Below are 12183 nucleotides of genomic sequence, written 5' to 3' on the forward strand. Positions count from 1 at the left end.
TTACTTGCTCCGTCCAGTAGCGTTTGTCCCGTCATTCGGTGGATCGGTCCGGTACCAGCCGGTGATGATCGATCTCAACTCGTTTATCGGCCCTGCGGCCAGGATCATCAGCATGTGAACGACAAAGAACAGGACGAGCAGCACCATGACCGTGAAGTGGATGGTGCGTGCGGTCTGCCGCCCGCCGAAGACCTCGTTCAGGAACGGAAGGACCGCATTCATGCTGGGTGACATGGCAAGCCCGGTCAGGATCATCAACGGCAGAAGAACGAACAGCACGCCGCCATAGGCAAGTTTCTGCAGCGTGTTGTAGCGGCCGGTATGGTGGAACCGTAGCCGGACGTGGTCGGCGATGTCGCGCGGCAGATTGCGGATGTCGGCCGGACGCGGAGCAAGATCACGCCGGATATGGCCGTTGAACAGCCCTGCAAGCAGCCAGACGATCAAGGTTGCACTCAACGTCCAGGCAAAGAAGAAGTGGATGACGCGCGCTGTGCCGAGATCGTAATATGAGGGGACGGTTGCCCAGGACGGGAAGGCGCGGGCGGTTTCGTTGCCGGGTGGCCCCGACCAGCCGAGAACGCCGGTGGTGTCGAAGCGGTAGCCAAAGACCTCGGTAACGCCGCGCGGACCTGCGTTCGTATTCTCCGCGCCGATCTTCAGGATCGTGTTGTTGTAGCCGAAACCGGATTCCTTGCCGATGTAGAGCTGCGGCCGGGCGTTGAAGATCTGAAGGCCGCTGAGCAGCAGGAAGAACAAGGCAAAGGCCCAGGTCCAGTGTGTCAGCCGCGTCCAGCGGTTCTGCCTGTAGACCAGAGGCCCTTTTTCGGCCTGGCGTGTCTCCGTGTCAGCGGTTTCGTCGATGCTGGCGATAGCGTCCATGCCGCGCCCCTTCTGCCGCAGGATACGGCTCGCGAGTGGTTGTCGCATGGTAGTACGAGTCCTGACCCCGTCTTGTTTCACCCCATCACGATTTTGTGCGCGGTCAGTTGCCGAGCGTGACGGCAACGTTGACAGCCGCCGCCACGATGACCGTGTTGAACAGGAAGGTGATCAGTGAATGCAGGATCACCAATTTGCGCATGCGGGTCGTGGTGACATTTGTATCTGCGGTCTGTGCGGTCATGCCGATGACGATGGCGAAGTAGAAGAAATCCCAACCCTCGGGCGGTTTTTCACCCGGAAACTGGAGACCGCCGACCGGCTGGCGCACCGGTCTGCCCTTCGTGTCGCGCACCTCGTCGTCGTCTCGCCAATAGACATGGGCATAGTGGAACGCCGCCATGGTATGGATGGTCAGCCAGCCGAGCGGCAGCGATATCAGCGACGTCAGCAATTCGGCCGAAGAGTGTTTGTGGTTGTCGTTGATGATCAGAAAGAGCGAGCCTACGACAACGGCGATGACCGCAACGGTGACAGCGAAGATCACGAAGATCGGAAGATCGTCGGCGCGCGCCTTGCGGCGCAGGTGCTCGGCCGTGAGGTAAGGCATGCGCGCCAGCATCAGGACCACATAAACCAGGAAGAACGCGTCGGCGCCGATGGAATATGCAATGGCGAGTTGAAACTGCAGCGCGATCGCCAATGCGATCAGCCCCAGGCAGGCCGCTGCCGCAAAGGGCATCAGGCGGTTTGTCGACTTGCCAATCAATCGTTCCATGACCGGACCTGGCGTCCTCAGCTTGGTGCAACTGATTTGAGCGCGCGTCGCAGGATCCGGTCAAGCTCCCCCAGGAATCGCGAGCGATCCTGCGGGGTAAAGCCCGCATTGTAGCCCTTGCTTTCACCGGTCTCACGCAGATGTTGCTTCAAATCGCGCATGGCAACCGCCATGCCGATCGTTTCCGGCGTGAAGGGACGCCCGGTAGGCCCGAGCACATGGGCGCTCAGCGCAACGGCGCGGGCAGCAAGCGGGATATCGGCTGTAATGACGATGTCGTTCGCAGCCGCGTTTTCGACGATCCAGTCGTCCGCGGCATCTGCGCCTCTGCTGACGACCACGTTGCGGATCATAGGGTCACGGGAAGGGCGTAGCCCGCCATTCGACACGAACGTGACGACGACACCGTGCCTTTCGGCAACCTTGATCACCTCTTCCTTAACCGGACAGGCGTCGGCGTCGACATAGATTGAAACGGTCATGGGCGTGGTTGATGTCATCCGGCTGCTGCTGTCAATCGGCGTTCCATATCGATGTGCGGGATATCATCCTCGAAATACTCTTCCGAAACTGCCACAAAACCGAATGTTTCGTAGAAGTGCTGCAGATGGCTCTGGGCCGACAGCGCGATCGGGTGACTGGAAAAGAGCTGCTCGCACGTCGCAATGGCTTCTTTCATCACCGCATTGCCCAGATGTTTGCCACGATGGTCCGGCGAGACCACGACCCGGCCTATAATGGCCGGATCGCTCGTCTCCAGCGGTTTGCCGATGCGGGCGCTGGCCAGCAGTGCACCGCCGGACAGCAGGCGCAGATGCAAGGTGTCGGGATCGGCGCCGTCGAGTTCAGGGTAGGGGCATTTCTGTTCGACCACGAAGACGTCGGTTCGCATCTTGAGCATCGTGTAGAGTTCTCTTGGCGAAAATTCATCGAGCATGCGCACGTCAACGCTGTAGTCAGCTTCGGCCATTTCGGATTCCTGTGAGGTGCCCCCTAGAAGGGGTGATGTTCCGGCGCCGGGCATCTTTGTCTAAGGTCAGCGTCGGCAAACGAGAATGGAGCGACCATGGCACATGTGATCGAGCGCGAGCAATGGGCCGAGAAACCGGATGTCTGGCATGGAGAGTTTGAAGGTGGAGCCTTTGGTGCCGAGGTCTCGGTGATCTTCTACAGCTCCGACCAGGTCGGCGGCGGGCCGAAATTGCACAGGCATCCGTATCCAGAAGTGTTCATCGTCAGGGAGGGCCGCGCGCTTTTCACCATTGGCGACGAGACGATCGAGGCAAAGGCCGGGCAGATCCTGGTTGCTCCGGCCAATGTCCCGCACAAATTCTCCAACCTCGGACCGGGACGGCTTGAAAGCACCGATGTGCATGTCGCTGGCGCCTTCGCCACCGAATGGCTGGAGTAGCATTCGCTCTTCAACTTTCGAACAGCGGCTTAGCAAATGACTGCGGCTTGAGCAGGCGAGCGGGACTCCATAAAAGGTAAGGACTTAGCGGAGGATGCGGCATCCATGTTCAAGAAGATTCTGATCGCCAACCGCGGCGAGATCGCCTGTCGTGTCATCAAGACAGCGCGCAGGATGGGTATCGGCACCGTGGCGGTCTATTCGGATGCCGACCGCGACGCCGTTCATGTCGAGATGGCGGACGAGGCGGTGCATATCGGACCGGCGCCGGCCGCGCAGAGCTATCTGATCGCGGACCGGATCATCGAAGCGTGCAAGGCAACCGGCGCCGAAGCCGTGCATCCCGGTTACGGCTTCCTGTCCGAGCGTGCCTCTTTCTGCGAAGCGCTGGAAGCACAAGGCATCATCTTCATCGGCCCAAAGCCCAAGGCAATCAATGCCATGGGCGACAAGATCGAATCGAAGAAATTCGCCAATGCTGCCAAGGTCTCGACGGTGCCCGGATTCCTGGGCGTCATCGAAAACGCCGATCACGCTGAGCGCATCGCCGGCGAGATCGGCTATCCCGTGATGATCAAGGCCTCCGCCGGCGGCGGCGGCAAGGGCATGCGCATTGCCTGGACCCAGGAAGAAGTCCGTGACGGCTATGACCGTGCACGCTCGGAAGCCAGGAGCTCTTTCGGTGACGATCGCGTTTTCATCGAGAAATTTGTCGTCGATCCACGCCATATCGAGATTCAGGTTCTTGCCGACGGACATGGCAATGCCGTCTATCTTGGCGAGCGCGAATGCTCGATCCAGCGCCGCAATCAGAAGGTCGTCGAGGAAGCGCCGTCACCTTTCCTCGATGAGAAAACCAGAAAGGCCATGGGCGAGCAGGCAGTAGCGCTGGCCAAGGCGGTCGACTATCAGAGCGCAGGCACCGTCGAGTTCATCGTCGACAAGGATAAAAACTTCTATTTCCTTGAAATGAATACACGATTGCAGGTTGAGCATCCGGTGACCGAGCTGATCACCGGCGTTGATCTGGTCGAGCAGATGATCCGCGTGGCGGCCGGAGAAAAACTGGCCTTTGGCCAGAGCGATGTGAAGCTGAACGGGTGGGCGGTTGAAAGCCGGCTCTATGCCGAGGATCCCTACCGCAACTTCCTGCCTTCGATCGGCCGACTGACGCGTTACCAGCCTCCGGAGGAAGGCAGTTTCGGCGACGTTGTCGTGCGCAACGACACCGGGGTCACGGAAGGCTCCGAAATCTCCATGTTCTACGATCCGATGATCGCCAAGCTCTGCACCTGGGCTCCGACACGCATCGAGGCAATCGATGCCATGTCTGCAGCACTGGATGAGTTCGTGGTCGACGGCATCGAGCACAATCTTCCGTTTCTCTCGGCATTGATGCAGCACCCGCGCTGGCGGGAAGGGCGGCTTTCCACCGGTTTCATTGCGGAGGAGTATCCGGACGGCTTCGCGCCGATTGCGCCGAATGCCGAAGACAAGGCGGTGCTGGTCGCGATCGCGACTGCGGTCGAACTGCTGCGCCGTGACCGTCTCGACCGCCTCGGCGGCCGGCTGGCGCCGCATTCCGGTGCGCTCAAGCGTGACTGGGTGGTGAAACTTGGGCAGGACTATCTGTCGGCTACGGTGCTCGAAGGTATGATCTCCATCCCGATGGAGCTCGATCTTTCGGTAGAAGGCGGCAAGGCGCTTACCGTGACATCAGACTGGCGGCCGGGTGAACCGGTATGGCGCGGCACGGTCGGCAAACAAAGGATCGCCGCACAGCTGCGGCCATTGCCGAACGGCACCCGCATCGCCTGGAAAGGCATGTCGGTGGCAGCACAGGCAATGTTGCCACAGACCGCGGCACTGGAGCGGCTGATGCCGATGAAGCTGCCGCCCGATACGTCGAAGCTGCTGCTGTGCCCGATGCCTGGGCTCGTGGTTTCCATTTCCGTCGCTGAAGGGCAAGACGTGAAGGCCGGCGAAACCCTGGCGGTGGTCGAGGCCATGAAGATGGAGAACGTGTTGCGCGCGGAACGCGACCTGACGATTGCCAAATTGAATGCTAAGCCGGGCGACAGCCTGGCCGTCGATGCGGTCATCATGGAATTTGCGTGAAGCTTCCGCGTTTCCGGAAGATCGGAACGCTCCACAATGGATCGACCCAGCGGACGCTTGGGAAGTCCGCTGGGTCACGTCAGACAGCCAGGTGGTCCGCTCTCTGGTCAGTCACGACGTAAACACAGGCCCGGCAGGCATCACCGCCACGCTGCGCATACCAGCGGCAGCTGCCGCGAATGGCGCAGCGCGGCAGACCAGCTGCCGGATCGATGGCCTGGTCGGTCATGCCAGCCAGGACTTTCTCGATGACGCCGCAGGAATTACCTGTCCATTGGCGGCATTTTCCTTCCACGCATCGTCCGGCAAAACGGAACCGGGCTTCCGGTGCACCGGTCTTGCTGGCTTGGGCTATGAAGTCCGCATCGATTTCCAATCGGGTGGGGATCGGCTGAACAATGCCGTCCGACCCGACGACACCGATAAGCAGCGCGCCAGCTTCGGCAGGTGCGCTGGGGCAGGATTTTTGCGTAGCGCCGGAGCTCACGGTGCGAGCCACACGCTCGATGGAAATTTGAGCCGACGTCGGCATGACTTCAGCGCATCAGTCCGCCGATTTCCCGCTCCAGCGCCGGGATCTGGCGCTGGTCGAGATGCAGGATCAGGCCCAGCCATTCCTTGGGAAAACGCAACACCAGTTCAGGCTGCGTCTGTGTCTCTGCAAGACCCGCCAGGACTGCATGCTGGATATTGCGGGCGATCTTCTCATCCATGCCTTTGGCAAGCTTGACGCCCGACAGGTCGACAACAAAACGGTTGCTCATGGTGATCTCTCCTCAGTGAGGTATTCTCACTGTGAGATCGTGCCGGCATCGCCGCGGGAATGCTGTGAAGCACTTCACACAGGGCTGGCATGGAGAGTGCCCAACGGTCTTTTCTGTGGTGGAGATGCTGATCCGGAGGAAGGATGTGGCAAGGCCCCGATGGGCTGACTAGATTAGCGGGAAGCAGCCAGAGATTCGTCGGCCAGATCGGGTTGAGCAGTGACAAACGACGTCAGAATACGCGATCCCCTCAAACGTGAGGCAATGGCTCCCAAGAGGGAAGAAGTCCCCGCGCGTCCATTCATTCATCTGCGGGTTCATTCGGCCTATTCATTGCTGGAAGGCGCGCTGCAGCTTGGACCGATCGTTGGGCACGCCATCAAGGATCAGGCTCCGGCCATCGCGGTCACCGATACCAACAACCTGTTCGGCGCGCTGGAATTCGCCCAGAAGGCGGTCAAGGACGGTATTCAGCCGATCATGGGCAGCCAGGTCGACCTGGCATTTTGCGGCGAGAGCAACGACGGACAACGCGACCGCCGCAAGCAGGGGCCTGACCTGCGCCCCGTCGTGTTCATTGCTGCAAATGAAATCGGCTACGCCAACCTGGTCCGACTGATCAGCCGGGCCTATCTGGAGACACCATCCGGCGAGCCGGTGCACGTCACCACCGATATGGTGGCGGAAGTCGCCGAGGGCGTCATCTGTCTGACCGGCGGTCCACGTGGGCCGATCGGTGCAGCCTTGCGCGACGACCGCAAGGATCTGGCCGAGGCACGTCTGCTGACCCTCAAGGCGCTGTTCGGTAGTCGGCTCTATGTCGAGCTGGAACGCATGGCCGGCTATGATCGTGGCATCGAGCACGCAACCGTGGAACTGGCCTACCGTCACGAGTTGCCGTTGGTAGCGACCAACGAGGCGTTTTTCTCCTCACGCGAGGATTTCGAAGCGCATGACGCGTTGATCGCCATCGCCGAGGGTTCGGTGATCGCGGCGGACGAGCGCCGGCGGCTGACGCCAGACAATTATCTGAAGAGCCAGGCCGACATGGCGCGGCTGTTCGCCGACCTGCCGGAAGCGATCGACAACACGATCGAGATCGCGCAGCGCTGCTCCTACTACCCGAAGAACCGCAAGCCCATCCTGCCACGTTTCGCCGGCGCCGATGTGGCCGATGCAGAAGCCGCTGAAATGGCCGAGGCCGAGGAACTGGCTCTGCAGGCCCGCGATGGTCTCGCCAGGCGTTTCGCCGAGCGCGGCCTGCACGGAGGTTTTACGGAGGAGCAGTATCGCGAACGGCTGGAGTTCGAGATCGGTATCATCCAGCGCATGAAGTTCCCCGGCTATTTCCTGATCGTTTCGGACTTCATCAAATGGGCGAAGATGCAGGATATTCCCGTCGGGCCGGGCCGCGGTTCCGGCGCAGGTTCGCTGGTCGCCTACGCGCTCACCATCACCGACGTCGATCCGCTGCAATTCTCGCTGCTGTTCGAGCGCTTCCTCAATCCCGACCGTGTCTCGATGCCGGACTTCGACATCGACTTCTGCCAGGATCGCCGCGAAGAAGTGATCCGCTATGTGCAGGCCAAATACGGCCGCGACCAGGTCGGTCAGATCATCACCTTCGGAACACTGCAGGCCCGCGCGGTCCTGCGCGACGTCGGCCGCGTGCTGCAGATGCCCTATGGCCAGGTCGACCGGCTCTGCAAGATGGTGCCGCAGAACCCGGCCAACCCGGTGAAGCTGGCGGACGCCATCGCCAATGAGCCCCGCTTTGCCGAAGAGGCGGAAAAGGAGCCGATCGTCAACACGCTGCTCGAGATGGCGCAGAAGCTCGAAGGGCTGTATCGCCATGCTTCGACGCACGCCGCCGGCATCGTCATCGGTGACCGTCCGTTGTCGGAACTGGTGCCGATGTACCGCGATCCGCGCTCGGACATGCCGGTCACGCAGTTCAACATGAAGAAGGTCGAGGACGCCGGACTGGTGAAGTTCGACTTCCTCGGCCTGAAGACGCTGACGGTGCTGGAAAAGGCGGTGAAGCTGATCCGCCGCCGCGGCATCGATATCGACCTTGCCACCATCCCGATCGACGACCAGCAGACCTATGCCATGCTGTCGCGCGGCGAGGTCGTCGGCGTGTTCCAGGTTGAAAGTGCCGGCATGCGCAAGGCGCTGATCGGCATGCGTCCCGACCGCATCGAGGACATCATCGCGCTTGTGGCGCTCTATCGCCCCGGCCCGATGGAGAACATCCCGACCTACAATGCGCGCAAGCATGGCGAAGAGGAAATCGCGTCGATCCATCCCAAGATCGACCATCTGGTAAAGGAGACGCAGGGCGTCATCGTCTATCAGGAACAGGTGATGCAGATCGCCCAGGAGCTTGCCGGCTACACGCTCGGCCAGGCCGACCTGTTGCGCCGCGCCATGGGCAAGAAGATCCGCGCCGAAATGGACAAGCAGCGCGATATCTTCGTTGCCGGTGCCGTCGAGCGCGGTGTCGCCAAGCCGCAGGCCGATTTCATTTTCGACCTGCTGGCAAAGTTCGCCGACTATGGCTTCAACAAATCGCACGCTGCTGCCTACGCCATCGTCTCCTACCAGACCGCCTATCTCAAGGCGCACTATCCGGTGGAATTCCTGGCAGCGTCGATGACGCTCGATATGTCGAACACCGACAAGCTCGCCGATTTCCGCCAGGATGCGATGCGGCTGGGTATCGAGGTGGTGGCGCCTTCGGTTCTGACCAGCTTCCGCGACTTCGAAGTGGGCGAGAACAAGATTTTCTACTCTCTTGCCGCGTTGAAGGGTGTCGGCGACGCCGCAGTCGAGCACATCGTTGAAAAGCGCAAGGATGGGCCCTTCAAGAACCTCGCCGATTTCTGCGAGCGCATCGATCCCAAGATCGTCGGCAAGCGCGTCTTCGAAAGTCTTATCATGGCCGGCGCGCTCGACTGTTTCGGCCACGATCGCGCGCAGATGATCGCCGGCGTCGAACGCATGATGGGGTTGGCAGCACTTGCGCAGCAGAACGCCACTTCGGGGCAGGCCGACATCTTTGGCGCTTCGCTGGGCGCGCAATCCCAGGCGCTCAACCTGCCAGTAACCGAACCGTGGCTGGCCGCGGACCGCCTGCACCGCGAATTCCAGGTGGTCGGCTTCTACTTGTCGGCGCATCCGCTGGATGAATACAAGGCCGCGCTGCAGAAGATGCGCGTGCAGAACTGGGCGGAGTTCTCCGCTGCCGTGAAACGCGGCGCCTCCGCAGGCCGGCTTGCCGGAACGGTCACCGCCAAGCAGGAGCGCAAGACGCGTACCGGCAACAAGATGGGAGTCGTCAATTTCTCCGACATGACCGGCCAATATGAGGCTGTCATGTTCTCGGAAACGCTCGCGCAATATCGCGACATGCTGGAGGCCGGCAAATCCGTGGTCATCACCGTGGCTGCGGAGGACAGGCCTGAAGGCGTGAATCTGCGCATTCAGACGGTGCAGTCACTGGAGGACGAGGCGAGCCGCATCCAGAAGGCACTGCGCATCTTCCTGCGCGATGCCAGCCCGCTCAACACGCTGGCCGGCCAGCTTTCTGTAAAAGGCGAGGGCCAAGTCTCCTTCGTACTGATCAAGGATGGCGGACAAGGCGAAATCGAAATCGAATTGCCCACCCGTTACCGCATCTCGCCTCAGGTCGCCTCGGCCATGCGAGCCGTGCCCGGCGTCATCGAGGTCGAACTGGTCTAGGTGTCTGGGGCCGGTCTGGAAAATGCTGGACGGGCGGCGTCGCTGACGCTACCCGATAGCAATGGCAGCAGACGCGAAGCCCGAAACCACCAACGGCTCTTCCCTGGCGAGACTGCGTGACCGCCTGCGCCGGCTCTATCATGGCCGCTCGCCGGAAGCCGTTCGCTTCCAGGCAATGGTGGTGCTGATCGACCTTGTCGTCATCGCCTTCTTTATCGCCACGCCGCTGCTGCAGGACACCGCGTCCTTCCTGTGGCTGGATTATACCGTGGCTGTCATCGTCGCTGCCGATCTGCTGGCGCGGCTGCTTGCTTCGACGGATATGCTGCGCCTCATGCGGCAGCCGACGAGCTGGGTCGACGTCTTTGTCCTGCTCACCTTGTTGTTTCCAACGGCACTCGCCAATCTCAGCTTCCTGCGCATCCTGCGGCTTTGGTCGCTGTCACGCAGTGGCGTGTTGTGGCGTCATTTCGGTTCGGGCCGGTTCCTGGCATGGCGTGAAACCACGCAGGCGGTCATCAACCTGCTGACCTTCCTGTTCGTGATCACAGGCTTCGTCTACACCTTCTTCTTCCGGCAGGGTTCCGGCCTCGTCGGCTATGTCGACGCGCTCTACTTCACCGTCGCGACGGTGACGACGACCGGCTTCGGCGACATCGTGCTGCCGGGCGTTGCCGGCAAGCTCACGGCTATCGTCACCATGATCACCGGCATCTCGCTGTTTGTGCGGCTTGCCCAGGCCGTATTCCGCCCGGCCAAGGTGCTGTTTCCATGCCCGCAATGCGGATTGCAGCGCCACGAACCTGATGCCGTGCATTGCAAGGCATGCGGTCATATCCTCAACATACCGGATGAGGGCGACAGATAGCGCCGACACAAAACTGAAACAGACGGCGTCGAAAAGCGACGCAAGGATTCGCGTGATTCGAGGGGAAGAACGAATGCCGATCCGCCTTTGCATGACCGCCGCGCTGGTGACTCTGCTGCTCGGGCAACCGATCCATGCCGCCGAACCGGGCTTCTTTGCCTCGATGGCCGGCAAATGGAGTGGCAATGGCAGTTTCCGCGTCAACACGAAGGCGCCGGCAGTGAGTGTTTCCTGTTCTTTCGCCGCCAAGGCGAGCAGCGTCACGCTTGCACTCGATGGCAACTGCCAGGGAATGGTGCTCATCTCACGCAGCATCGGCGTGCGCCTGAAAGCCGAGGGACAGCGCTATGGAGGTACTTACATCGGCTCGAGGACCGGACCTGCTGCGTTATCCGGCCGGCGGCGAGGAGATGTGCTCAATCTCGGGATCCGCTGGGCCAAGCCGGTGAATGGCGACCGTGATGCCGAGATGCGTGTCGAAAAACTCGGTCAGAATGCCATGCGCATCGTCACCATAGACAGGGATGCGACGACCGGCAGGTCGGTGATCACCGCCCAGGTCGATCTGAAGCGAAATTGACGTTGGCGCGTTTTCAGCGAAACGCGGAAACGCTTTGGTTTTTGACGCAATTCCGGGTGGAAAGCCGCTAAACACTGGAATTCCTCCCAGTCAGTCCGCCGTCGCCGCCGCCATCTTTGCAGAACGACGCGGCAGGTTGAGCAAGTTGCCCATCAGGATGAGTGCTGCGCCGCCACCGGTAAAGACGTCGATCTGCTCCTTGTAGAGCAGCCATCCGATCAGCGCCGACAACGGCACGCGCAGGAAATCCATCGGGGAGATCAAGGTGGCGTCCGCGTAGGTGAGCGCGCGCGCCATGCAGAAATGCGAGGACATGCCGGTAAAGCCGATGACAAGCAGCCACGGCCAGAGTTCGAGCGGCGGGTTGCGCCATTCGATGAAAGCAGGGATCAGCCCCAGCGCCGATTGCACCACCAGCATCCAGAAGATGATGCGCACCACGCTGTCGGTGCGGGTGAGCGCCTTGACCATCACCACCGAAGCGCCGAAGCACACGGCTGCGCCCAGGACGATCAGATGGCCCGGTTCGATCGAGCCGGCACTTGGTCGCACGATGACGATGACGCCGATCAGGCCGAGCACGATCGAGATAATGCGAAACCTGTTCAGTCTTTCGCCAAGGAAAAGCACCGCCAGCAACGCGGTCCAGATTGGCGTCGTGAATTCGATGGAGACCAGAACGCCCAGAGGGATCAACGTCAAGGCGTAGAGCCAGGCACCCTGGCCGACATAGTGGACGATGTTGCGCGCAACATGCAGCGGCAGTCGCCGCGAGGCCATTGCCGAAAAGCCGCCTCGTGTCAGCACCAGCGGCAGCAGGATGAACCAGCCGATGACCGAGCGCAGTTCCAGCACCTGGAAGACACTGAGCACGCTGGTTGTCATGCGCCCTGCAACCGACATCAGCAGGAAGGACGCGATCGACAGCGCCATCCAGAATGCGGCTTTGGAGATCGAGGGAACGGGTGCCATGTCAATTGTCTGGCAGAACGATAGCCGTGCCACAATCGCTAGCCGTGCCTTTCGCATGAGCCAAGC

General features: G+C 61.1%; 12 protein-coding genes. 5 read left to right on the plus strand and 7 right to left on the minus strand.

Annotated elements, in window-relative coordinates:
* The 4 genes from C1M53_RS25830 to C1M53_RS25845 form a co-directional block, all read right to left on the minus strand.
* Positions 1 to 882, minus strand: a complete 882-nt coding sequence (locus C1M53_RS25830) for a cytochrome b/b6 domain-containing protein (protein ID WP_129416373.1) — start codon at positions 880 to 882, stop codon at positions 1 to 3.
* 103 nt (positions 883 to 985) lie between these two features.
* Positions 986 to 1660, minus strand: a complete 675-nt coding sequence (locus tag C1M53_RS25835; protein ID WP_129414826.1) for a DUF1345 domain-containing protein — start codon at positions 1658 to 1660, stop codon at positions 986 to 988.
* A gap of 17 nt (positions 1661 to 1677) precedes the next feature.
* Positions 1678 to 2142 (minus strand): YaiI/YqxD family protein, encoded by a 465-nt coding sequence (locus C1M53_RS25840; protein WP_129416374.1) that lies wholly within the window; start codon positions 2140 to 2142, stop codon positions 1678 to 1680.
* A gap of 14 nt (positions 2143 to 2156) precedes the next feature.
* The gene (locus C1M53_RS25845) at positions 2157 to 2630 is read right to left on the minus strand and encodes a GNAT family N-acetyltransferase (protein ID WP_129414827.1); all 474 of its coding nucleotides are present in this window, start codon (positions 2628 to 2630) and stop codon (positions 2157 to 2159) included.
* A gap of 96 nt (positions 2631 to 2726) precedes the next feature.
* Between C1M53_RS25845 and C1M53_RS25850 the strand changes: the two genes are divergently transcribed.
* Positions 2727 to 3071 (plus strand): cupin domain-containing protein, encoded by a 345-nt coding sequence (locus C1M53_RS25850; RefSeq protein WP_129414828.1) that lies wholly within the window; start codon positions 2727 to 2729, stop codon positions 3069 to 3071.
* A gap of 105 nt (positions 3072 to 3176) precedes the next feature.
* Positions 3177 to 5189: an acetyl/propionyl/methylcrotonyl-CoA carboxylase subunit alpha gene (locus tag C1M53_RS25855; protein WP_129414829.1), complete on the plus strand. Its 2013-nt coding sequence runs from the start codon at positions 3177 to 3179 to the stop codon at positions 5187 to 5189.
* Positions 5190 to 5268: 79 nt separating this feature from the next.
* On the opposite strand, the gene C1M53_RS25860 is transcribed toward C1M53_RS25855, so the two are convergent.
* Both C1M53_RS25860 and C1M53_RS25865 read right to left on the minus strand, forming a co-directional pair.
* Positions 5269 to 5721 carry a hypothetical protein gene (locus C1M53_RS25860; RefSeq protein ID WP_245488286.1) on the minus strand — a complete coding sequence of 151 codons (453 nt, stop codon included), beginning with the start codon at positions 5719 to 5721 and terminating at the stop codon, positions 5269 to 5271.
* A 4-nt stretch (positions 5722 to 5725) separates the two neighbouring features.
* Positions 5726 to 5953, minus strand: a complete 228-nt coding sequence (locus tag C1M53_RS25865) for a hypothetical protein (protein WP_129414830.1) — start codon at positions 5951 to 5953, stop codon at positions 5726 to 5728.
* Positions 5954 to 6217: 264 nt separating this feature from the next.
* Here C1M53_RS25865 and dnaE point away from each other — a divergent pair, with 264 nt between their 5' ends.
* From dnaE to C1M53_RS25880, 3 genes are all read left to right on the plus strand, one after another.
* Entirely contained in the window at positions 6218 to 9697 is a 3480-nt protein-coding gene (gene dnaE, locus C1M53_RS25870) for a DNA polymerase III subunit alpha (RefSeq protein ID WP_129414831.1), read from the plus strand.
* Positions 9698 to 9758: 61 nt separating this feature from the next.
* Positions 9759 to 10565, plus strand: coding sequence for a potassium channel family protein (locus tag C1M53_RS25875; RefSeq protein ID WP_129414832.1), 807 nt, complete (start codon positions 9759 to 9761; stop codon positions 10563 to 10565).
* A gap of 73 nt (positions 10566 to 10638) precedes the next feature.
* A complete protein-coding gene (locus tag C1M53_RS25880; RefSeq protein ID WP_129414833.1) occupies positions 10639 to 11145 on the plus strand; it encodes a hypothetical protein in 507 nt (168 codons plus the stop codon).
* Between the two features lie 90 nt (positions 11146 to 11235).
* Here C1M53_RS25880 and C1M53_RS25885 read toward each other — a convergent pair whose 3' ends face one another.
* Positions 11236 to 12117, minus strand: a complete 882-nt coding sequence (locus tag C1M53_RS25885; protein WP_129414834.1) for a DMT family transporter — start codon at positions 12115 to 12117, stop codon at positions 11236 to 11238.
* Between the last annotated feature and the right edge of the window lie 66 nt (positions 12118 to 12183).

It is taken from the genome of Mesorhizobium sp. Pch-S (assembly GCF_004136315.1).
Classification (GTDB): Bacteria; Pseudomonadota; Alphaproteobacteria; order Rhizobiales; family Rhizobiaceae; genus Mesorhizobium.